Origin of the sequence: Pedobacter endophyticus, from assembly GCF_015679185.1 — a bacterium.
GTDB classification, from domain to species: Bacteria; Bacteroidota; Bacteroidia; order Sphingobacteriales; family Sphingobacteriaceae; genus Pedobacter; species Pedobacter endophyticus.
On record NZ_CP064939.1, the window covers coordinates 3,397,500 to 3,421,388 of the forward strand.

General features: G+C 41.5%; 20 protein-coding genes. 15 read left to right on the top strand and 5 right to left on the bottom strand.

Annotated elements, in window-relative coordinates; translation table 11 throughout:
* The first annotated feature begins 52 nt into the window (after positions 1-52).
* The 10 genes from IZT61_RS13740 (at position 53) to IZT61_RS13785 (ending at position 9,811) form a co-directional block, all read left to right on the top strand.
* A complete protein-coding gene (locus IZT61_RS13740) occupies positions 53-559 on the top strand; it encodes a DUF6702 family protein (protein WP_196097465.1) in 507 nt (168 codons plus the stop codon).
* 373 nt (positions 560-932) lie between these two features.
* Entirely contained in the window at positions 933-2,198 is a 1,266-nt protein-coding gene (locus IZT61_RS13745) for a DUF7033 domain-containing protein (protein WP_196097466.1), read from the top strand.
* A gap of 79 nt (positions 2,199-2,277) precedes the next feature.
* A complete protein-coding gene (upp, locus tag IZT61_RS13750) occupies positions 2,278-2,922 on the top strand; it encodes a uracil phosphoribosyltransferase (protein WP_196097467.1) in 645 nt (214 codons plus the stop codon).
* Positions 2,923-3,128: 206 nt separating this feature from the next.
* On the top strand, positions 3,129-3,818 hold the full coding sequence (locus IZT61_RS13755) for a YjjG family noncanonical pyrimidine nucleotidase (protein WP_196097468.1): 690 nt from the start codon (positions 3,129-3,131) through the stop codon (positions 3,816-3,818).
* Positions 3,819-3,839: 21 nt separating this feature from the next.
* Positions 3,840-4,358 (top strand): DinB family protein, encoded by a 519-nt coding sequence (locus IZT61_RS13760; protein WP_196097469.1) that lies wholly within the window; start codon positions 3,840-3,842, stop codon positions 4,356-4,358.
* A gap of 61 nt (positions 4,359-4,419) precedes the next feature.
* Positions 4,420-5,739: a flippase gene (locus IZT61_RS13765; RefSeq protein WP_196097470.1), complete on the top strand. Its 1,320-nt coding sequence runs from the start codon at positions 4,420-4,422 to the stop codon at positions 5,737-5,739.
* Entirely contained in the window at positions 5,736-6,383 is a 648-nt protein-coding gene (locus tag IZT61_RS13770) for an O-methyltransferase (RefSeq protein WP_196097471.1), read from the top strand. The genes IZT61_RS13765 and IZT61_RS13770 overlap by 4 nt, the downstream gene beginning before the upstream one ends.
* A 13-nt stretch (positions 6,384-6,396) precedes the next feature.
* Positions 6,397-7,158 (top strand): class I SAM-dependent methyltransferase, encoded by a 762-nt coding sequence (locus IZT61_RS13775; protein WP_196097472.1) that lies wholly within the window; start codon positions 6,397-6,399, stop codon positions 7,156-7,158.
* A gap of 4 nt (positions 7,159-7,162) precedes the next feature.
* On the top strand, positions 7,163-8,065 hold the full coding sequence (locus IZT61_RS13780; RefSeq protein WP_196097473.1) for a glycosyltransferase family protein: 903 nt from the start codon (positions 7,163-7,165) through the stop codon (positions 8,063-8,065).
* A 294-nt stretch (positions 8,066-8,359) separates the two neighbouring features.
* The gene (locus IZT61_RS13785) at positions 8,360-9,811 is read left to right on the top strand and encodes an alpha-L-fucosidase (protein WP_196097474.1); all 1,452 of its coding nucleotides are present in this window, start codon (positions 8,360-8,362) and stop codon (positions 9,809-9,811) included.
* A gap of 2 nt (positions 9,812-9,813) precedes the next feature.
* On the opposite strand, the gene IZT61_RS13790 is transcribed toward IZT61_RS13785, so the two are convergent.
* Both IZT61_RS13790 and IZT61_RS13795 read right to left on the bottom strand, forming a co-directional pair.
* The gene (locus IZT61_RS13790; RefSeq protein ID WP_196097475.1) at positions 9,814-11,343 is read right to left on the bottom strand and encodes a rhomboid family intramembrane serine protease; all 1,530 of its coding nucleotides are present in this window, start codon (positions 11,341-11,343) and stop codon (positions 9,814-9,816) included.
* A 6-nt stretch (positions 11,344-11,349) separates the two neighbouring features.
* Positions 11,350-12,099: a class I SAM-dependent methyltransferase gene (locus tag IZT61_RS13795; RefSeq protein WP_196097476.1), complete on the bottom strand. Its 750-nt coding sequence runs from the start codon at positions 12,097-12,099 to the stop codon at positions 11,350-11,352.
* 294 nt (positions 12,100-12,393) lie between these two features.
* Here IZT61_RS13795 and IZT61_RS13800 point away from each other — a divergent pair, with 294 nt between their 5' ends.
* The 4 genes from IZT61_RS13800 to IZT61_RS13815 all read left to right on the top strand — a co-directional run bounded on the left by IZT61_RS13800 (position 12,394) and on the right by IZT61_RS13815 (position 18,831).
* The gene (locus IZT61_RS13800) at positions 12,394-13,665 is read left to right on the top strand and encodes a glycosyltransferase (RefSeq protein ID WP_230383700.1); all 1,272 of its coding nucleotides are present in this window, start codon (positions 12,394-12,396) and stop codon (positions 13,663-13,665) included.
* Positions 13,666-13,671: 6 nt separating this feature from the next.
* Positions 13,672-14,763 (top strand): PDDEXK nuclease domain-containing protein, encoded by a 1,092-nt coding sequence (locus tag IZT61_RS13805; protein WP_196097478.1) that lies wholly within the window; start codon positions 13,672-13,674, stop codon positions 14,761-14,763.
* Position 14,764: 1 nt separating this feature from the next.
* Entirely contained in the window at positions 14,765-15,511 is a 747-nt protein-coding gene (locus tag IZT61_RS13810) for a glycosyltransferase family 2 protein (RefSeq protein WP_196097479.1), read from the top strand.
* Between the two features lie 194 nt (positions 15,512-15,705).
* Positions 15,706-18,831 carry a glycoside hydrolase family 2 TIM barrel-domain containing protein gene (locus IZT61_RS13815; protein ID WP_230383702.1) on the top strand — a complete coding sequence of 1,042 codons (3,126 nt, stop codon included), beginning with the start codon at positions 15,706-15,708 and terminating at the stop codon, positions 18,829-18,831.
* Positions 18,832-19,193: 362 nt separating this feature from the next.
* Here the strand turns inward: IZT61_RS13815 and IZT61_RS13820 are convergent, their stop codons facing one another.
* From IZT61_RS13820 to IZT61_RS13830, 3 genes are all read right to left on the bottom strand, one after another.
* Complete coding sequence (locus tag IZT61_RS13820) at positions 19,194-21,665, bottom strand: PAS domain S-box protein (protein WP_196097481.1); 2,472 nt, start codon at positions 21,663-21,665, stop codon at positions 19,194-19,196.
* Positions 21,666-21,929: 264 nt separating this feature from the next.
* Positions 21,930-22,781: an EamA family transporter gene (locus tag IZT61_RS13825; protein ID WP_196097482.1), complete on the bottom strand. Its 852-nt coding sequence runs from the start codon at positions 22,779-22,781 to the stop codon at positions 21,930-21,932.
* Positions 22,782-22,885: 104 nt separating this feature from the next.
* Complete coding sequence (locus IZT61_RS13830; protein WP_196097483.1) at positions 22,886-23,233, bottom strand: hypothetical protein; 348 nt, start codon at positions 23,231-23,233, stop codon at positions 22,886-22,888.
* 119 nt (positions 23,234-23,352) lie between these two features.
* Here IZT61_RS13830 and IZT61_RS13835 point away from each other — a divergent pair, with 119 nt between their 5' ends.
* Positions 23,353-23,883: a superoxide dismutase family protein gene (locus IZT61_RS13835; RefSeq protein WP_196097484.1), complete on the top strand. Its 531-nt coding sequence runs from the start codon at positions 23,353-23,355 to the stop codon at positions 23,881-23,883.
* The last annotated feature ends 6 nt before the right edge of the window (positions 23,884-23,889 follow it).

Consider the following 23,889-nt stretch of genomic DNA (forward strand, 5'->3'; position numbering starts at 1 on the left):
CTTAAAATTAAAGTTTTAATTATAAAAAAGGCAAAAATTGAATCAAATCGTCATGTTTAATACCAAATTTGTTACCATAATTATTGCTTTCGTGTTTTTCGGCGGAATAAGTGCCGGGAAACATCCGCTTCATGTAAGCACAACTGAGGTGAATTTTAATGCCAGAGATAAAACCCTCGAAGTGAGTTGCAGGATTTTCTCTGACGATTTTGAAGCTGTTTTATCAAAAACCTATAAGCAAAAAACAGATTTATCCAACTTAGCGATGAAAGCTGCAATGGATGAACTGGTAAAACGATACCTGATTACGCATCTTCAGGTTATGGCAAACGGCCAGCCCACAAAAATGAATTATCTTGGCTTTGAGATTGATCATGAAGCCACCAATATTTATCTTGAGGTGGAGAAAATACCTTCGTTAAAATCGTTAAAAGTTACCAATACCATTCTTTACGATATGTTTGATGATCAGATGAGTATTGTGCATTTGGTGAAGGGCAACGTCAGAAAAAGCGCCAAAATTCTCTATCCCGATAAACAGTTTGGCGCAAACTTTTAATTGTAATTTTTGTAGTAGATATTAAAAAGCGCATTAAAATACTTTTAATTTTAATGTTCCTTTTGTTGCCCTGAGGTAACCTTAAACTGGAAAATATTGCTTGTAACCTGAGTTCGATTAATATTTCAATAGAAAGCTGTTCAACCGCGTTGCCACAAAGGGGCTACTGCGTAGCTTAGCCATTTCCGTCATGCTGAACTTGATTCAGTATCTTTCATGCTTGGCGTTCATGCTAGAAAGATTTTGATCCCGAAGCTTCGGAACAGGATGACGACCGTTCATAAAAAATGGCCAATGCAAGCAGAAAGAAGCATGTTATTTAATTGAACCAGGCTTGTATCTTTTTTTAATCGCCCTATAGCTACAATAAGTTATGCACCTAATCATTTTCTCTGATCTGTTAACCCCTCGGATTAAGTACATCTTTACTTTCATTTTTAAGGAGATTCTGAAAGCCGAGGTCGAATTTACCGGCAATAGGCAATACTTTCTCGAAAGCAGCAATGCCCGGATCAGTTATGGCGCTTCGCCTCTTGCCGACGAGGTGTTTTTTAAGAGCACCAGCTTGCTCTTTGCAAACAAATTCGATAAGATTAACCTGAAAACGACCACCTTCGACGATTACTCGGTGCCTTTCCCTGTGGAAGAATCAGCGCTGCCCTTTGATGTTTTTGCCGCATCGTTCCTGATCCTGACGCGGTATGAGGAATATTTGCATCAAAAAACTTCCGAAGAGGATTTTAAGCCCTCGCAAAGTTTGCAAAGCAAATGGAAAATGCTGAACAGGCCGGTTATTGATGAGTGGGCGTTGATTATAAAGAGTATTATAAAAAAGAAATATGCGACGCTTAAATTTACCGAGAAAACGTTTAGTCATCAACCGCTTCTTAATTTTGCCGTTGTGCCCGAATTGCCCGATGGCTTTGTAAATAAGGCAAAATTTGTGTTTAGCACTTTGTTTAAAAAAGAGAACAACTTTCTAAGTGCCAAATTCGATGAATTAACAGGTGTGGGCGCCAAGGCAGAAACGATAATTGATAAGGTAAACCCCACCTTGAAAGGGAAGATCAAGCCGATATATTTCGTCGAATTCCCATCGGTACCGATTAATTATGTGCGCATTAACGGCGTTTCGCAAAGGCTAAGGGATAAACCGGTGGGTCTGCTGCGGCCTTGTGCAAGCGATAAGGAGAAACTTGGTCAAATACTTGATGGGTTAACTAAGCTAAAAAAAATCCTCCCCGGCCAGGTTTCGTTAATGAGCTTGCAAATGGAGCCTTTAAGGTTTCCGATCTGTTATCTGAACCTGCACAGCGCCGGCATTACTACAGATTTTTCTATGGGTTACCCCAACGTACCGGGCTTTAGGGCCGGAACCTGTACGCCCTTTAATTGGTACGATTTACAGCTCGAAAAAGTTACCCCACTGGTCATAAATTCTTACTGCCTCACCGATTTGCAATTACAAAATCTGCCATTGCCCGAGGCCAGAGCCCTGATTTCTAAATATTTGAACGTAGTTATTACCGTAAGCGGGTCGTTTTATACCTGCTGGAACCTCAAGAGCTTATCGCCAAGCCCTAAATATAAAAAGTTAAGCACCCTTTTTAACGAAATGCTCGCTCAAGCCGGGATTTAATTGATTTAGTAAATCGTATTAAATCATTAATTATTAACTTAGGCAAAAGCGATAGCTACCAAATCCTAAAACTACTTGTATGATTTTTGACTTGAGTAAAACCAAATCGATTGCGAATACTTTCATTGCGGAGCTCCGCGATGAAAATGTGCAAAAAGACGCCATGCGTTTTCGAAAGAACATAGAACGTATTGGCGAATTTTTTGCCTATGAGATTAGTAAATCGCTAAAATACATGCCGCAAGAAATTGCCACTCCGCTCGGGGTTTCGCAATGCGATGTTTTAGTTCAACAGCCGGTATTGGCTACAATATTACGGGCTGGATTACCCTTGCAGCAGGGCTTGCTGAATGTTTTTGACAAGGCGAGTTGTTGCTTTATAGCCGCCTATAGAAAAACAAAAAAAACCGGCAATTTTGTAATTCAGATGGATTATGTGTCGAGTCCGGATTTGGATGGAAGTATCGTAATTATGGCCGACCCGATGCTGGCCACGGGCCAAAGTATGGTTTTGTGCTGCAAGGAACTGATCAATCGTTATAAAATTGCCGAACTGCACATTGTTTCGATTATTGCCAGTACAGAAGGCATTACACACGTTAGGGCAAACCTACCGAAAGCAAAACTTTGGGTTGGCGCCATTGATGAAGAAATGACGAGCAAATCGTACATCGTTCCCGGCTTGGGCGATGCTGGCGATTTGGCTTATGGCGAAAAAGTATAAAAGCCTCACCCTTTGAAAGGAAGAATTAGGGCGAAATCGTAGCCGCCCTTTCCCGAGGAGAGGGTTTTTAGGGGCAGCGCTTGTAACCCAACGGTTTTATTAAAAGCACAAACTTTGTTACCCTCCCTTCTGGGTAGGGATAAGAAGGAACAAGGCTACAGCACTATCTTTAACGGGTGGGGCTTTTGATTTAGAATTTATTATCCATGAAAAAACATATTTTCTTCGATCTCGACCATACCATTTGGGATTTTGACCGGAATGCCGAGGAGACCTTGAACGAGCTCTTTTACACTTACAATTTAAATGGGCTGGGCCTTAACTCCTGCGCCGATTTCATTACAACGTACACCACAAATAATCACCAGCTTTGGGCCGACTATCACCTGGGGAAAATTACCAAGGAGTTTTTAAGGGCCGAGCGCTTTAGTAAAACCTTTATCGAGCTCGGTATCCATCCCGACGCCGTTCCGCATCAATTCGAAGAGGATTATGTACGCATTTCGCCAACTAAAACGAATTTGTTCGAGGCTGCAGACGAGGTGTTAAGCTATCTTCAACCCAAGTACAAACTGCATATCATATCGAATGGATTTAAAGAAACTACACTCACAAAAATGAATTTGTCGGGATTAAATCCCTACTTCGAAAACGTAATCATTTCTGAGGATGTAGGCGTAAACAAGCCAAGCCCGATCATTTTTGAATATGCACTCGACAAGGCAAAGGCATTAAAAGAAGAAAGCATCATGATTGGCGACAGTTTGGAAGCCGATATTTATGGCGCTTTAAACTTCGGTATGGAAGCGATCTTTTTTAATCCCGGAGGTAAAGATAAGCCTGCGGATGTTGACCGGCAAATCACTCATTTAAAAGAACTTTTGCGGTTATTTTAATTCTTTAGCTTATATTTATAAATGAGCGCTGCAAAAATCAAGGCATCAATAGGCAAAATTGTTAACGCTTACAAAACGAAACTCGCTTTGTATCCTGACGATTCCTTCCAGCTTACGCCGCCTATAAACGGATGGAGTTACAGTGAGGTTTATTCGCATATCTTTGATTCGAGCGTACTTTCTACCATTGCCATGGAGAATTGCATAAAGGGAAACGGCCAGAATATTCCTACACATTTCGTGGTTAAAGTAATCCTTTTTTTTGGCGCATTTCCTCCCGCTGCAAAGTATAAAGTTCCGAAACGATTGGCCGACCGGGTGGAGAAAATCTCCCGAGCGGAAGCCCATAAATTAATCGTATCGTTTGAAGAAGCGTTAGAAAGCGCCTATGCAACAATCGGCAAGGCCGATAAAAACTGTAAAACTAAACATCCGCGATTGGGCTATTTAAATGCAATCCAGTGGCTAAGATTCATCGAAATTCACCTCAAACATCATTTAAAGCAATTGGCAAGGATAGAAAAGAGTTTTAAAGTTTGATCGATATTGCTGCGAGCACCTAAAGGCTAATTAACGCACAATTTTTTACATCTTTGCGCTGATGAAATTACCCAGTATTAAAGGTTTTGACGAAGAAGCATTTAACAAGTATTTAAAAAATACGGGGTGGTTAATGTTTGGGAAAGTCCTTAGCCTTATTGTCGGACTATTTATCGCCCGATATCTTGGCCCGGATTTGTTCGGCGACCTCAACTTTGGTTTGTCTCTCGTAGCTATCTTAGCAGCAGTTGGTTCACTTGGTCTCGACACCTTTATCATCCGCGAAATTATTAAAGAACCAGCCAGGAAAGCAGAAATTTTGGGCACTTCTTTATGGCTTCGGCTCGTTACAAACGCCGCTGCTATCCCGATTGCAATGGCTATTTATAATGTCAGCCATAAAATTTCACGAAGTCCAGGAGAGCCCTTAACCATAATGGTTGGCCTACTTGCACTGGCGTCATTTTTTAAGTCTTTCAACGTGATCGACGCTTATTTTCAATCTCAAGTTCAGTCTAAGTATGTAGTTCAGGTACAAAATATTTGCCTGATCCTTTCTGCGATTTTAAAACTGCTGATTATTTACTGGGGCCTTCCTCTAATTTATATCGTTTTGGCTTTAGTGTTCGATGGATTGATTTTAGCTATAGGCTTAATTATCATTTATCATAAAAGAGGATTTAGCATTTTTGAATGGACTTTCAATGCAGACCGTGCAAGGTCGCTTTTGAAGCAGTCGTCGCCACTTATTCTTTCCGCAGTAATGATATCTATTTACATGAAGATAGATGTGGTGATGCTTAAATCAGTTGGGAGCAAGGCCGTAGGTATCTACAGCGCTGCGGCTAACATTAGCGAGGCCTGGTATTTTATTCCCGTGGCTATTGTTACTTCCGTTTTCCCGGCGCTACTTAATGCCAGGAAAACAGACATTGATCGTTATCACAAGCGGCTCGGTAATTTGTACGACTTGTTGGTGTATATCTGTCTTCCGGTAGGTTTGTTTATCAGTTTTACGGCTGATTTTATTATCCATCTTTTATATTCCAACAAATTTGAGGGTGCAGGCGCTATGCTTTCTATTCACATTTGGTCGGGAATATTTGTGTTTTTAGGCAGTGCAAGCTCACAATATCTAATTGCCGAAGGTTATACAAAAGTTGCATTTTATCGTACCGCCGCGGGGGCCGTTGTAAATATCATGCTGAACATTTGGCTTATACCAAAATACGCGGGCGTTGGGGCTTCCATATCAACATTAATCGCCTGCATTGTGTCAACATTTTTTATTTTATTTATTCCAAAAACCAGGGAACAGGGGAAAATGATGTTAAAATCACTATTTTTGGTTACGACATTTCAAAAAATACTTAAACGTTGAGCACTTTAAAAGCACTAACAACATTGATTACGAAGCCAAACAGGCTTAAAGCTTTACTATCATACGGACATAAAGGTTATTTAAACAGCATTGGCTGGTTTACAGCTTTCGATCAAAAACAAGCTGTTGACGCCAATGGCAAAGCCCTGCCATGGGTAACTTACTCGTTCATCGATTTCGTTAAAGAAAGAATCAATAAAACACAGCATATTTTTGAATATGGCTCAGGCAACTCCACTATTTTCTACGCCGAAAAGGCAGGAACAGTTACCTCTGTTGAACATGATAAAGGTTGGTTTGATAAAGTTAAAGGCACTAGCCCTGGCAATGCCGAAATCATTTTTTGCGAACTGCACCGAGATGGCGAATATGCCAGAAAAGCCACGCTTTTAAATAAAAAGTTCGACATCATCATTGTCGATGGCCGCGATAGGGTTCGTTGTTGTAACTACAGTCTCGATGCTTTAACCTCTAACGGCGTTATTGTTCTTGATGATAGCGAACGCGAAGTATATAATCCGGCCAGAATTTTATTGAAGCAAAAGGGCTTTAAGGAAATCAGCTTTAGCGGAATCTCCCCAGGATTATTTTACGAAAAAGCTACTTCGGTTTTTTACAAGCCCGATAATTGTTTAGGGATTTAATTCAATCAAACGTATGCTAAGCGAAGAAGTTAAAACCGCCTACGATAATTTTTACGCCGATAATGATGTGGCTTGGCGCATGCTGGGTGCCAAATATAAGGCGCAAAACATTGTCGACGTTTGCACAGAAATTAAGCCCAAAAAGGTTTTGGAAGTCGGCGCAGGCGATGGAAGCATCTTACACTTTTTAAACGAATGGAATTTTGCACCCGAACTTTATGCGCTTGAAATTGCCCAAAGCGGTGTAGATATCATCAACGAGCGAAAGCTTACCAGCTTAAAAGATGCCCAAACTTTTGATGGCTATACAATTCCTTACGAGGATGACAGTATCGACCTGATTATTTTAGCCCACGTACTGGAGCATGTGGAGCATGAAAGAATACTGCTTAGAGAGTTGAAACGTGTGGCCAGGTACATAGTTGTAGAGGTGCCTAAAGACTATCGTTACGGGGTTGATACCCGCATCAAGCATTTTCTAAATTACGGACACATTAATATGTACACCCCAACGTCGTTGCGGTTTTTACTTCAAAGCGAAGGATTAGAAATTTTGAAAGATAAAGTATCGTTAACTGCGCCCGAAACGACAAGATTTAATGAGTTTGTGAACAAGAAAACACCAAAAACGTTTACCGCGAGCCTAAAAATCGAACTTGAGTACAGGATCAAAAAAACAATGGGAAAATTGATGGGAAAAAAGAAGCAAGAACAATTTGCCAATGCTTACACCGTGTTGACCCGAAAATCGGACCATAATTTAAAGATATTTTAGTGTAATGCAAAACCTTGCCCCCATTGCCCTTTTCGTTTATAACCGCCCACGACACACCGAGCGTACAATCAAATTTTTGCAACAAAACGATTTGGCAGCCGAAAGCCGGTTGTTTATCTTTTGCGACGGCCCAAGAACGGCAAGCGATGAAGAAAATGTACAGGAAGTAAGGTCGCTTGTTGCAAAGGTCGACGGCTTTAAAGCTGTTAAGGTGATCGAGCGTAAACAGAATGCAGGGCTGGCCAATTCTGTTATTGCCGGAGTAACGCAATTAATAAACGATTATGGCCAGGTGATCGTGTTTGAAGATGACCTGGTAACATCGCCACATACACTCACCTATTTTAACGACGCCTTAAACCGTTATCGAAACCAAGAAAAGGTGATGCACATTGGCGCCTATATGTATCCCTTAAAATCTGGAGACTTACCACAAACTTTCTTTTATCGGGCGGCTACAAGTTGGGGCTGGGCCACCTGGGAGCGAGCTTGGAAAAATTTCGAGCCCAATATTGATACTTTGATGCAGCAATTTGACAAAAAGAAGATCGCTGCCTTTTCTATTGAGCACAAAATGAATTTTTGGAAGCAAATGAAGGAGTTTAAACAAGGCAAAAACAATAGCTGGGCCATCCGCTGGTACGCTTCCGTTTTCTTAAAAGGAGGATTAACGTTAAACCCCTCGCAATCGTTGGTGAACAATATTGGTCACGATGGAACAGGTGTCCATTCTGGAATCAACGATATTTATAATGTAATTATTAATCCAAAACCGATTACAGAGTTCCCATCTGCGATAGAAGAAAACCCGATAGCTTATCAAGCGATAAAAACTTTTTTAACTAACCGCAAAGGAAGTTTTTGGGATAGGATTAAGCGTTATGTCAATCAGAAGTTCAAGAGTTAATTGCGGCATCTCGTGCTGAATTTTTCATAACAAGTTTATTTTTTAACGACATTCAAGAGGGCTGCGCCGTTTATTTTAGCATCCTTTCCACGATAAAGACCCTGAATCGAAGCCGCTGGGTGGGCGGGCTTCGACTCCGCTCAGCCTGACAAAGTATCGTTAACTTAACACTAGTTGCTTTTCATTTTCTGGATGTGCCAAAATTGTTTCCATAACTAAATTTAATTTAAATATTTGGTAATTCGTGCACGCTTAGCTTCGAGTTTTCGTATTTTGGGTTTCAAAAACTTAAACATGAAACTTCTAATAACCTTCTTAATCATCCTCACTACTTTTGCAAACGCTCAAGATGCGCCAAAACCGTATGGAGCTTTACCCAGTGAAAGGCAGCTTGCCTGGCATGATATAGAAGTTTATGGGTTAATACACTTTACGCCTACCACCTTCGAAAACAAGGAATGGGGATTTGGTGATGCCGATCCGAAAGCCTTTGCGCCCACAAATTTCAATGCACAACAGATTATAAAAGCGGCCAAAGCCGGAGGGTTAAAGGGAATAATTTTGGTAGCGAAACATCATGATGGCTTTGCGCTTTGGCCAACCAAAACCACAGAATACAATATTTCAAAGAGCCCTTTCAGAAACGGGAAAGGCGATTTGGTAAAAGAAGTTGAGCAGGCCGTACGCAAAAACGGTTTAAAATTCGGCGTTTATTGTTCGCCCTGGGACCGCAACAACGCGTTGTACGGTACTGATAAATACCTCGCAATTTATCAGGCACAGCTTAAGGAATTGTACGGCAACTATGGTGAGCTTTTTATGAGCTGGCACGATGGCGCTAACGGTGGCGACGGTTATTATGGCGGAGCAAGAGAAAAACGCTCAATTGACAACACCACGTATTACGATTGGGACAATACCTGGGCAATTACGCGAAAAATGCAACCAATGGCCAACATTTTTAGCGATATCGGCCTGGATGTGCGTTGGGTTGGGAATGAAAAAGGAAATGCTGCAGAAACCAGTTGGGCAACCTTTACGCCTATGCCGCCCGAAGGAAAAAATGTTGCCGTTCCGGGGCAGGCAAATTATCCGCAAAGCCCGGAAGGGATTAGAAACGGCAAATTCTGGATGCCTGCCGAATGCGATGTTCCGCTGCGTAAGGGATGGTTTTATCACCCCACTGAAAAGCCGAAAACGCCAGCGCAATTATTTGATTTGTACCTCAAAAGTGTTGGCAGAGGCGCAGGATTGGATCTCGGTTTAGCGCCCGATACCCGCGGCCAGCTTCATGATGACGACGTTGCTGCATTGAAGGGATTTGGAACGTTGGTAAAGCGTACTTTTGCAACAAACCTAATTAAAAACGCGGTTATAACTGCCAACAATACCCGCGGCAAAGCATTTGCAACAAACTTTATTGCTGATGGAGACAAACAAACGTATTGGGCAACGGCAGACGGCGTTACTCAAGCTACTTTGGAGATCGACCTAAAAAAACCGATAACTTTCGATATTATCAGCCTGCAAGAATATATCCCATTGGGGCAGCGAATTGAAGGTTTCAATATCGAAGTCTTTGAAAACAATAGTTGGAAACAAGTTTACGCAGGCACAAGCATTGGCGCTAAACGATTGGTTAAACTAGATCAACCTGCAACAACAACTAAACTGAGAATCAACATCACAAAATCGCCTGTTTGCATTACCTTGAGTGAGATTGGACTTTATAAGATGAGCAACTAATATTATTCGGCTCTATAAAGAATTGTAAACATTTCGCTTAATGCATCTGATGTTTGCTTACTGTAGCGATACGTGCTATCGCCCTTTATATCGCTGTACATCAACATTACGGCTCGGTAAGAAGCTTTACCGAGCCTCACTTTTCTATCTCGTTCTTTTGCATCTTCTTTTTTTAATACTAAAGAATCCATCCGCTTTATAATCGCCAGATTTTTTTCCATCGGTTCGATGCCATCTTCCTTAATCGATTTAAGCTTGGCATCTTTTGGTAAATCGATCTTTAAGCGGGTTATGGCATTAAGATTCTCGAGGTTACGATTGAATTTGAAGGTCAACACTTTAAACTCCTCGGTTTGATATTTTGGGCTAAAAATTATTATCCCCGCAAAAAAGATCGCGAACAAAGTTGGACAGGCAGCATACCTGATCCAGTTTTTAAGCGGCGATGCAACCGTCAATTTGAAAGTAAGTAAATAACAAAAAATAAAGCCCGAAACAAAACCGCCGATGTGTGCTGCGTTGTCTACCCTTTTTCCGAAGGAGCCATTAAGTAAAACCAAAAAAGAAACAATTAATGTGCTAATAAGTAGAGCCTGTGTTGCTTTCTTTTCGAAAGTTTTGTTCACTAATAAGGCAATGAATGCGCCATACAGGCCCATAATTGCGCCAGAAGCCCCCATCATTATAGATTCCTGGTGCACAGTTAAGCTTATTAGACCCCCGCAAACACCGCTCAACAGGTAAATAAAAAGATACTTCTTCCAGCCCAGTTTATTCTCGATCATTAATCCGAGATAGATCAGCGCATACATATTAAAAAATAGGTGAGAAACAGAACCATGGATAAACTGATGAGTAACCAACCGCCAAAATTGCCCGTTAAGAACCGTATTGCGGTGATTTACGCCAAGCGCTAACCTAAAATCTTTTACTTTTTCGACGAACTTGTATACATCAAAATGCTGCCTTTGCGAAATAAGAAGGTACCTGAAAAATACGGCTGATAAAAGGCTGACTATAATAAAGTACAGTACATTAACAATAACTAAAGCTGGCGTAACCGTGTATCCTTTTTGTGGGAAAAACAAATACAACACGTTTTTGATCTTGTTTTTGGTGGCCAATGGCGCTTTTTCAAAATACAAGTCATCCTGTTCAGCAATTAATGCATTGAATTTAGCCAGCCGATCGTCCCAAACATCTTTCAGATGAAACTCTACATACTCAAATTCATGGAAAAACTTTTCGAGGTTTAAATCATTTTTTCCGTAATCGTTAAAGAACATTTGTATGCCAACACATTCGCTTTTTACCACAGCAAAATTGCCGTGAATGCGGATGGAGATTTCTTCGCTATAGCTTTGAAAAGAAATGGTGGTGTAGGCAATCAATCCCGTTTCGGAGAGGTGGCTCAGTTTCCAGCCGAGGTTTTCAATCGCTTGCTGGGCGACAATTAGATATTTATCAGCCGGAAAATCGCCAAGCGGGATAAATTTTTCAACTTTAGGAGAGTAACCCCAACTTACAGACATAGAGCGTTATTGTTTCTTCGCCACTAAGATAATATATGGCGACAAACTTTTACTCTCAAAAGGAATAATTTTAGTAAAAACTTTGCCTGTTAGCCAAACGGCCTTTTTGAATAATCTGGTTGGCATCGACTTTTGATTTTCATTCTCGAGCCAGATACTAAAACGCCCAAAGTAACCCGCTTTAACTTCTTTCAAGCCTGCTTTTTCGCAAATCGATTTCAGCAATTCGGGGTTCATGCTATCGATATTGTGCTTATCGTAGTTTTCCTTATCAAAAGTTTTTTGAAACCAGCCGTTTACTGCCTTGAAATTGGGCAAGGTAATAAACAAGGTTCCACCTGGCTTCACAAATGCAATATGTCGGTTAATGATGTCGGCGGTATCGTTAAAATGCTCAATTAAGCCGCAGCTAAGCACCAAATCGTATTGTTGCTCGGGCTGGTAATTGAACAGGTCCGTCTCAATAATATGAATATCCTTTTCCGTCAACCCGTTTTTTTTCAAAAGTTCGTTTACCACCGGCGGATGAATAAAATAATCTAAAAGCGTAATGTCAAGTCCGAAATATTTTTTTAAAAACACGGCATAATAACCAGGAAAACCGCCTAATTCTATCGCGGTGTTTACCTTATTTTGTTCTATAATTTCGGCCAACTGTTGGTGAAATAAATAGTTTTGGGGAAGCTTAATAGCAATGTTTTTTTTGTTCTCCCAATAATTTGCCCAAAAAGCTCTGTCAGTCAATAAATTTACCATGGTCAGGATGATTCCATGCCAAAGTAACGGAAAAAGCGCAGCTCCCAGAAATATTTTATCCGTTAAACGGTTAGGTTTTTCGATAAACAGTGTAATTGCATGAATTTTATTATTCAGTTATCCGTTAAGCGGTTTGTTTCTATTTCAACTCTTTTAAAATCTCTGCAACCGCTCTTTCCAACTGCGGATCTTTATCGGCCAGCCGATCTTCGAATGAAAAGCAATAAAAATAGGAGGATGAAATTATGCGCCAGATTTTATATTCGTAAACAATAAAATGTATTTTTGATTGATTTGAAAGTTGTACACCTAAATACCTATGATGGAAACGGCGGAGCAGGACGAGCCTGTTTGCGACTAAGCGATGCCCTGAACGAAAGCGGTATCGACTCGAAAGTTCTGGTATATTTTAAATTCGGCCAAAACCCAAAAATCGACAGCTTTAGCAAATCGCCCCTGCAAAGAGCCCTGGCTGTGCATAATATTTTATCAGAAAGGTATTACGCCAAATGGTTGAGCAAATCGGTTAAAACGCCTTTTAGCTTGCAATGGTTTGGACGCTCTATTAAGAACCATCCCGAAATTAAAAGCGCTGATATCATTCATTTACACTGGATTAACCACGGCTTTTTAACACCTAAATTTTTAGCAGAGTTGGATGAACTGGAGAAGCCGATTGTATGGACTTTTCACGATAGCAATGCCTTTACCGGTGGTTGCCATGTTCGTTATGGCTGCGAAAATTTTCATCAGCAATGTGGTAATTGCCCAATTTTGAAGTTTAGCGGCAAAAACGATGTTTCGCACAAAACGTGGCTCAGAAAACAGAAAGCCTACAGCGAATTAAATTTTCATATTGTTGCGCCGAGTAATTGGATGGCAAAATCGATCAAGTTTAGTAGTTTGCTCGGTACCCGTACGGCTTCAGTGATTCCAAATACGATTGAGACCAAAATTTTCAAGCCCTATGTTAAAAGCGAGGCGAAGAAAATTTTAAAAATCAATCCTGATCAGTTTGTGTTGATGAGCGGTTTCATGCCTTCGAAAAATGATAAACATAAAGGTACTCCTTATTTGATCGAGGCTTTGGAAATCTTAGCACGTAGAAAAGGAATTGTACGGGAAAACATTGAACTGGTTATTTTTGGGAACAAGGAAAACGCCGAAATGCCCGAATTTCCTTTTAAAACAACGTTTTTGGGTACAATTAATAAGGATGACCATTTGGCGAAGTGCTACTCGGCCGCCGACGCCTTTATTACTCCATCGTTAGAAGACAATTTGCCCAATACCGTAATGGAAAGTTTGGCTTGCGCCACCCCAGTGATTGCTTTTACAACCGGCGGAATCCCCGATATGGTTAAGCACATGCAAAACGGTTATTTGGCTGAGTATAAGAACGCCGCCGATTTAGCCAACGGAATAGAGTGGCTCTATCACCGCCCCGATAAGGACGAGATACAAAAGGCCGCCAGGTTGAGTATTTTAACCGATTTTTCGGAGGAAGTGATAGCAGCAGAGCACATGCATTTGTATGAAACGCTCATCGGTCTGCAACCCAAATAAAAATTTATGGAACTATCTAAAGCGCATCTTGACAACATCAAAGCATTAAAATCGGCAATATTACAAAGTCGGTACCGTGCCGCCTCGCTTGTTAACAAAGAGCTTTTAACGCTGTATTTTGCTGTCGGGAAATTTATTTCCCGCAAAATTGAGGAGGAGAAATGGGGGGCGAAGGTGATCGAAAATCTTTCTGCCGATTTACAGCTTGAGCTTCCAGGGTTAAGAGGATTTTCTGCAACAAATATGAAACGAATGCGGCTGTTATTTGAATCGTGGGAACAACAATTCGTAATTAGTCCGACAGTGTCGGCCAAATTAGAAACAATTGATTTACAGGAGGTTGTATTTAGGCCGACAGTGTCGGACCAAATAGGAAAGACGTTTTTTGGGCTAAGCTTTTCTCATCATTTAGAGATTATTCAAAATACCAATCAATTAGAAGAAAGAATATTCTACATCCAAAAAACAGCCTCCGAGTTTTGGAGCTTAGCCACTTTGAAAAACCACCTCAACAACCAGGCGTTTCAAAAAATAGGTAACCTGCCCAATAATTTTACGAAAACGATAACTAACGACGAAGCCAGGCAAAAAGCGCTGCAATCGTTTAAGGACGAATACCTGTTAGATTTTATCAATATTGAAGATGGCGATGAAAAGGATGAGCGTGTGCTGGAAAGTGAGATCGTGCAAAACATTAAGAAATTTTTAATGTCTTTAGGTTCAGACTTCGCTTTTATTGGCAACCAATATCGCTTAATTGTAGAAGATGAGGAATACTTTTTAGACTTGTTGTTTTTTAATCGCCGCTTACAATCATTGGTCGTTTTTGAATTGAAAACTGGTAAATTTAAGCCAGAATATTTAGGAAAGATGAACTTCTATTTGTCTGCTTTGGATGAATACGTTAAGCAGCCACATGAGCAACCATCGATAGGAATTATTCTATGTAAGGAAAAGAAAAACAAAGTTGTTGAATTCTCTTTTCGCGATTTTAATAAAGCAATGGGCGTTTCGACATACAAAACGAGTGATGTTTTGCCTGCCGAATACAAAGGTGTTTTACCCGACGTAGAAACGCTAAAAAAATTAATGGATTAGTATGCCTAAGCTAACAGTCATCACTATTGTTTACAATAATGTTCGTGATATTGAACGAACCATCAACTCCGTACTCCGTCAAACCTATAAAAAAATAGAGTATATTATTGTTGACGGAAAATCGACAGATGGAACTTTAGAAATCATTGAAAAATATAAGGATCGCATCTCGAAATTAGTATCTGAGCCTGATAAGGGCATTTACGACGCCATGAACAAGGGACTGGCACTGGCCACCGGCGATTATGTATTGTTTATGAATTCGGGAGATGAAATTTACGATGAACATACCGTTGAAAACGTTTTCGAAACTGCCGCCGGAGCCGACATTTACTATGGCGAAACAGAAATGTACAACGACAATTGGGAAAGCCTGGGCAGAAGACGACACGAAGCGCCAGAACAGTTCGATTGGACAAGCTTTAAATACGGGATGAACATTAGCCACCAGGCAATTTACGTTCGCCGAAGTATTGCCTCGCCCTACGATTTAAATTACAAGTACAGTGCAGATATCGACTGGATTATTAAGGCCGCTAAAAAAGCTTCGAATATAGTAAACGTTAACCGTTACGTGGCCAAGTACCTGGTGGGGGGGATGAGCAAGAAAAAACACCGCGAAAGCCTGATAGAAAGATTCAAGATCTTTACAAAATATTACGGCCTCATCCCAAATATCCTTCATCACCTTATTATTGCAAGTAATTTGTTTTGGTATTTTTTGCAGCACCGCAGGACGAATGACTAACAAGGCGCTGGTTTGCCTTCAAATTATAGCGCTTTCGATTTACTAATTTGTAATTTAATCTTTGCAAACATAAAACTTAAGCATTTATTCATTCCTTTGTAATGCAGCAAATCTAACCTCAACCTAAATCAGTAAAACGTTTTATGAACCTCCCTAAAGTTTTAGTGTTATCGATTTTCGTTTTCATAACAAAAATGAGCTTCAGCTATCAACAACCAAATTCGAACTTTTTATCCAAGCAAGATACGGCATCGGTTCCGAAGGAAATTGAAGATCCCGAAAACATAGGAATAAACAAAGAAGCAGCACACGCCACGTTGATGCCATACGCAAATTTAAAGCAAGCATTGGCCGCAAACAGACATGCTTCGTCGTTCAGCAGGAGTTTAAATGGAATGTGGAAGTTTAACTGGGTAGACTGGCCTCAAAAACGACCTGTAAATTTCTATCAGCCCAATTACGATGTTTCTGGCTGGAAAGAAATCAAGGTGCCTTCCAACTTTCAGGTTGAGGGTTACGGTACGCCTTATTACAGTAATTATAATTATATTTTCCAAAAGGATTTTCCGAAGGTAATGAGCACACCGCCTGAAAATTTTACTGCCTATCACGAACGGAATCCCGTTGGAAGTTACCGCAGAGATTTTACGGTGCCGACAGAATGGAAGGGACGCAGGGTTTTTATCACTTTCGACGGCGTTGATGCAGGCTTTTTTATTTGGGTAAATGGCAAAAAAGTGGGCTACAGCGTAAACAGCCGAAATGCTGCGGAATTCGACTTAACAAAATATCTGCAGCCCGGCAAAAACACGCTGGCAGTAGAGGTTTACCGGTTTACTACAGGAAGCTACCTCGAAGATCAGGACATGTGGCGGTTGAGCGGCATTTTTAGAAATGTAACCCTTTGGAGCGCACCCACCCAACATATTCGCGATTTCTTCGTTAAAACCAATCTCGATAAACAATACAAAAATGCCGAAGTGGTTGTCACAGCCAAGGTTAAAAACTATGGTACTACCGCCACTAAACCAAACAGCCTAACCGCAATGTTGTACAACGGAGCAAACGCTATAGTTGGCGCCAAAGGCCAAGCGCTCGTTAGGGCGTTAAAGCCAGGCGAGGAAATTGCAGTCAATGTAAAATTCAGCGTTACCAATCCCGAAAAATGGACTGCAGAAACCCCCAAGTTATACACAACTGTAATTACCCTCGGCAATGGAAAGAGCACTACCGAAACCTTATCGGCCAAAACAGGTTTCAGGAGCATCGAAATTAAGGGTCGCTTGTTTACCGTAAATGGTGTGGCCATCAAATTAAAAGGAGTTAACAGGCACGAGAACTGGCCAGATGTTGGTCATGCGGTTACCGAGGCCCAAATGATTAGGGATATTGTGTTAATTAAGCAGGCCAATTGCAATCATGTGCGTACCAGCCATTATTCCAACGATCCGCGGTGGTATGAGTTGTGTGATGAATATGGGCTTTATCTGGTGGCAGAGGCCAATGTGGAGTGCCACGGAGCCATGAACGAATTTAACGATGAGCCGAGGATCAAGGCAGCTATTGTAGATAGAAACGTTGCCAATACCGAAAGTTTCAAAAATCACGCATCCGTAGTCATATGGTCTTTAGGCAATGAAAATGGAAGTGGAGGAATAAATTTTAGGGCTGCACTCACTGCGATAAAAGCCATAGATCCAACACGGCCAACGCATTACGAAGGCTTTGGCATTGGCAAAAACAATCCTGCCGATGTGGATAGCCAGATGTACACCGATGTGAAGAGCCTCGAAAGCCGGGTTACAGATACCAGACTTAGCAAACCGTTTTATTTATGCGAATATGCACACGCGATGTTCAATTCGATGGGTTCGGTAGATGTTTACAACGAATTATTCGATAAATATCCGGCTTTATTAGGTGGCGCAATTTGGGAATGGCAAGATCAGGGAATTTACAACAACCGCGATCCGAAACACCCAATAACGGCATTTGGGGGTGGCTTTGGCGAATACCCGAACGACCAGTATTTTATTCATAAGGGTGTGGTATTCTCCGATCGTTCGTTAAAACCCCATTACCCCGAGCTAAAACATGCCTATCAGTGGGTTAGCATTTTACCGAAAAATTTAAGTAAAGGCGTAATAACGATCAAAAACCGATATCAGTTTACCAATTTAAATACGCTGACTGGCAAATGGATAATTACCGAAGATGGCAAAACGTTATGGTCAGGTGCTTTAGTAATTGGTTCAATTATCCCCGGGGCGGAAAAAGATATCACAATTCCGTTTGTGGTTAAGCCGAAACCAGGGTCAACGTACTTTTTAAGGGTTTCGTTCGATTTATCAACAGATAAAAACTGGGCAAAAAAAGGTTACGAGGTAGCTGCTCAACAGTTGGAGTTGCCAATCGCCATTCCTGCAACAGAGACAAGTGCTGGCGGAGATTTAAGCCTCACCGATTCAAAAGAAATCATTAGCATAAAAGGAAGCGATTTCAGCCTTGAGTTTGATAAAGCAAAGGGCACCTTTTCGAAGATGGAAAAAGACAACAAGAACATTCTTCGCGATAGCGGTGGCCCGATGCTGCATTTGTGGCGTGCGCCGCACCGTAAAGACGACATGTGGGCTTATGAAGATTGGGAGAAAAAAGGACTTAAAACCATCAGTTGGGTAACCGACCAGGTGAACGTTACCCAACTGTCGGCCAACCGTGTTCAAATAAACGTAAGTTTAACCGGCACCGGAAAAGATAATTTCGTGGTTCACCACAATGTAGTTTACACTATAAATGGAAACGGTTTGATTAAGGCGGATAACGACGTAAACTTTAGTGATCCGAAGTTGGTACTGGCCAGAATAGGGGTTCGCTTATTTTTGGATCAAGACCTCGACAGAATGGAATATTTTGGACGAGGCCCAATGGAAAACTATGCCGACAGGAAAAGCGGGTTCGATGTGGGCCACTATTCGAGCAGTGTAACTCAACAAATGACACCGTATGAGAAACCGATGGAAAGCGGCAACCACGAAGATGTACGTTGGGCAAACATCTCGGCAGGCAATGGTGCTGGTTTAACGGTAAAAAAAGGAGCTGACTTATTACAAGTAGCCGCGTTACCTTACAGCGATGAAGAAATGGAAAATGTAGAGTATAAAATCGATTTGCCAAAGAGTAAAGGAACGGTATTATGTATTAGTCACAAAACCCTCGGCGTAGGCTCGTGGGGTTGCGGACCGAAACCTTTGGAACCATATTTGGTTTACGCCAAACCCACTTCGTTCAGCTATTTTATCGAACTTACAGGTAAAAAATAACTATTGGTTTCACTTTTAATGTTGTTTTAGTGAAAAGGTTAATCAATCTCAAACTAAGCGATGACGTTGCGTTATTTTGCATTAGAATCCCCAGTTAAGCTACCAACGACATCACTGGCTTTGTCATGCTGAGGAACCGAAGCATTTGCAACCTATATCTTACCGTTCTTGCCCACTCACTCGTCCTTTTTGGCAGTGGGTTTTTGGCGTTCTGCGTTTCATCGCTTGGGGATTCTTCGTTGCATTCAGGATGACAACGCTAAAAGCAGTCATTCTGAAGCTTCGCGATCAGCATCTTCTTTTTTTCAGCGTCAAGTCAAATAGCCTGTAGAAACAAACCAGGAGCGCAGTTAAAGTTAACTTTACAATAGCGGCAATGTGAAGTGAAATGTAGAGCCTTGGCCAACCACGCTATCCACCCAGATCTTGCCATCGTGTCGTTCTATAATTTCAGCACATAAATAGAGCCCAATGCCAAAGCCAGAAATGGTATGATCGCCCTGAACGCGATAGTAACGCTCAAAAAGCTTATCGATGTCTTTCTCCTTGATACCAATTCCCTGATCTTTGATTTGCACCTCAACCTGGTTATCTGTCACAATACAATTAATAGTAATCGTAGTTCCGTTATCAGAGTATTTTATCCCGTTGCTAAGCAAATTAGATAACACGTTGCCTATTTTATCCCGATCGGCGGTAACCTCAACGTCGCATGTCTCATTTACAACAATATCGTGCGATGATTGCGAGATATAAGTTTCCTCAATGGTTTCATTAATTAAACCGTCGAGCTTAAACGGTTTCTTTTCGATCGATAGCTTACCAGATTCCAACCGCGAAACGTTCAAAAAGCCATTGATCATGGCGGTCATTTTTCTGATTTGCGAATGGGTTTTTTCGAGCGCAACAGTTGCGTAACTATCATTATCTTTTTTAGCCTTGCGTTGAAGCACCTGCACAAAACCGTTAATTGCCGTTAAGGGTGTTTTAAGCTCATGGCTTACCATCCCGATAAAATCATTTTTTCTCAGTTCGTCCAACTTACGCTCTGTAATATCCATAAACAAGCCTGCATATTCTACAGGAAGGCCATTTTGATCCAAAAACATGCTGCCCGTAACTTTGATCCACTTTTCCTCGCCCGTAACCAGGTTTCTGATCGGATATTCAGTGTCGCTTGGTAAGTGCCTCTTTAGCGAATTGCCCAACGTAGAACGAAGCAGTTTCCGATAATCGGGGTCAATTGCCTGCATAATATCATCCAACATTACCTCATCATTTACTGGCAGGCCCAACTGTTCTTTTACAAAGCCTGAGATGTAAACCTTTAACGTATTAGGATTTATACTCCACGTGCCCATTTTACCCGTTTCAATTGCCAGCCTAAGCTTTTCTTCGCTATCGGCAAGCTTGGCCGAATAAGCCACCAGGTCATCATGCGTTTGCGCCAGCTCTTCGTTGGTAGTAATAAGCTCCTCGTTGGCGGCCGCCATTTCCATGTTGATATCCTGTAATTCCTCCTGGTAAAGTTTCCGTTCAGTAATATCGGGGCTTACCGTAGCAATTACATCATTGTTCTGTTCATCTTTTATCGAAAAACTGTTCCACTCAATCCAAAACGGCTTTTTCGTTTCTTCATTCCAAAACCTGATTTCGTGCTTAAATTTGTTTTGAAGCATTTTTGGCAGAAGCCTTTTGATAAACGGCCGGTCTTCCGGGTAAATGCAGTCTACAATGCTTCGGCCCCTAATCGATTTCCAACCCAGCTTCGTTAATGCCGCGGGATTTAGGTACTTTATTTCGAAGTTTAAGTTAACCAGACCAATAAATTCAGAACTGGCCTCAATTAATGTATTTAAGTTTTGCTTTTCAATTTCTGCAAGTTTACGCTCCGTAATGTCTACATACGATGTGATATAACCCGCAAACGAACCATCGGCATTAAAGCGAGGAGGACCCTGCGCCAACAACCAGTGGTAATCGCCTTCCTTGCTTAAAATCCTGAACTCGGCGGTAAAAGCTTGCTGATTTTGGAGAGCCGTCAGGTACATGTTTACATATTTTGCTCTATCGTCAGCATGAATAAGATCAATCCACCCGAAGTTTACCAGGTCTTTCGTCAATCGTCCTGTTAGCGTAGTCCACGCTTGATTAAAATAAACTGCTTTTCCCGTCTCATCCCCAACTGCGATAAAGAAATCTGTTCCTTCCGCCATCGTCCTAAACCTCTTTTCACTTTCAGCCAGCTCATTTAACCTGTCTGCTACCCGGGCCTCCAGTTCACTATTAAGCAAATGGAGTTGCTCCTGCGTTTCCTGAAGTTCTTCATTTGTGGCGGTTAACTCCTCATTTGTAGCTGCAAGTTCTTCGTTTAATGCCTGCTCACGCTCTAAAGCTTCCTCTTTCTCTCTCGCCCGCTCCTCAGCCTCTTGTTTTAAATATCGCTCCGTTACATCAATTGCTGTATGCAATATGCACATGGTTTTGCCCTCGGAGCTCTTAATTGCACGGTATTCAAAATCGAAATAAAAAGTTTTAATTTGGCCATCGATCAACAAATCGGCTGGGGTATCTTTTCCCGAAAGCGTTAGCCCTTCGTTCCAAACCCTTTTAAACATCTCTATAAAAGGCTGGCCCTTCAATTCAGGCAGTGCATTCTCTAACGATTTGCCAATAACGCTGCTCCGCTCCTTTCCCCATATTTTAAGCATAGCATCGTTGGCGGTTTGAATTATCGCATCTTCAGTAACATGGATAGCAGTTGCCGTAATCGTTTGATCATAAACAGCTAATAACTGTTGTGGGCTTAAAAGGAAATCTTTATCGCTCATCATAAGATTTGGGAATTGCTTAAAGTTATAAAATGGGTTAAAAAGGTGGATAAAAGCGCATGTTATTCACTGTTTTTGCAGCGAATGATATACTAACCATTACGCTATTAAAAATGTTTTTACAACTGGTATTTCTGGGTAATATTAACTGTTTTTCTCACAACTAAAACGAATTACAGCAATGCTGGCAAACCAACCGGTCCGTTTTGGCGTGGCAGTTCCGTGATATACACCCGACTGAGTGTGTACCGCATTTTGGCCTAATTCTTACAATTTTGCCCGTCGGGACGTGATTGAAGACCCTGCAGAGGCTACAATTACGAAAACAACCGCCAGGCATTCTTTAAGCGATAATCGCTCTTGCAAAAAAAAGAAAGCTGCAATGGAGGCCACAGCTGGTTCTAAACTCATTAAAATACTAAAAGTTCGTGCCGGAAGCTGTTTCAACGCACCCATTTCTAAGGTGAACGGAATGGCGCTCGATAGCAACGCCAATGCAAACCCCAAAGCCAATAAATGCGAATTTAAATGGCTTAAACCACCATTTGCAATGCCAAAGGGAACAATAAGTAAAGTGGCTACAACCATTCCTATCGATACCGCCTGATCCCCGTCCATAATTTTGGAGATTCTTCCACCCAAAACAATGTAAGTACCCCAACATGCAGCGGCCATTAAGGCAAACAGGATCCCGATCGGGTCAAGGCCATTATTTGTCCACGGCGTAATCAATGCAATGCCAGCCACTGCCAGCATTACCCAAAAGAAATCGATTATTTTTTTCGAACCGAAAATGGCCACTACCAGGGGCCCGATAAACTCGAGTGTTACGCCCAGGCCTATCGGAATTCGGGCTATGGCCAGGTAAAACACCATGTTCATTGCGCCGAGGCTCAATCCGTACAAAATCACATATTTCCACTGTTTTTTACTCAGTTTCGTAACATTTGGCCTAAACGCAATTAAAAGTATCAGTGCCGATAAACCAATCCTTAACGATGCCGTTGCCGCGGGGCCAATTGCCGGAAACAAGCCCTTGGCAATGGCCGCTCCACACTGCACACTAATAATGGCCAACAAAATTGCCGGTATAGGCGGGATATTAAATCTGCTTCTCATTCAGGATTGATTAATGAGCGGCAAATTTAATGAATTGTGTGTTCACAAACCCAAAAAAGGCGCAATGTATATACAATGCGCCTAAAAATGCGGTTTAAAAGTGATTAAGAAAACAACTCCTGTTCGTCGCGATCCGCAACCGGAATTTTTTTAAGAAAATCGTCAAAACCAGAGCCTTCATTGTCAGAGTAAATGCCGTAAGCATCCAACACATAGCCTATGTTCTTCTGTTGATCTTCTACCAGATAAAGAACCGAATTGTCTGCCGGATCGGAGTCGCCCTCGAAGCGGTAGGTTTTAACAATTGTTAAATCTTCCGGCTTATAGATAGTGCCCAGCGATTTACTTTGCATCTTTCCATGATCTGTCATTTTTAACTCGTTATCCATTCCTTTAAGCCTCAATTTCTCTAAAATCTGACTTAAAGTATTCATTGCTATTGGCCGTTCCATAGTCTATTTATTTGTATTGATATAAACAACAGGTTTATTAAATGGTTTTGGCTTGGCGCATTTAATCGCAAACCAAATGAAGCTCAATGTGTTTGATAGTTACACTAAATTTAAAAACGATGAAAAAACTTTTTCTAGGCTTAACCATTGCAGGGGTTACATTAATGAGTGCCTGCACAAAATCAGATAAGGAAGTTGCTCAGGCAACCCTTACTGCCACTGCAGATAATGCCAAAACAATTGGTACCGCAAAGTTTTATGAATTGAGTAACGGAAAGATCAAGATGGATTTGGAGGTGGATTTTGCCGCTAGAGCAGATAGCAATGTAGCCGTTCATTTTCATGAACATGGCGATTGCGGAAATATGGGCGAGAATGCACATGGACACTGGAACCCAACAAATGAAGCCCATGGCCAATGGGAATCAACCGCTTACCATAGTGGCGATATCGGCAACATCATGCTCGATCATAATGGCAAAGGCAAAATTTCGGTTACTACCGACCGCTGGAGCACCGCAGAGGGAGATATCAAGAATATTATTGGTCGTGGAATTATTGTGCACGGCGGCACTGACGATTATAAAACCCAGCCAACCGGCAACTCTGGTCCTCGTGTTGGCTGCGGGGTTATTGAAGCTGTCAAATAAACCTTT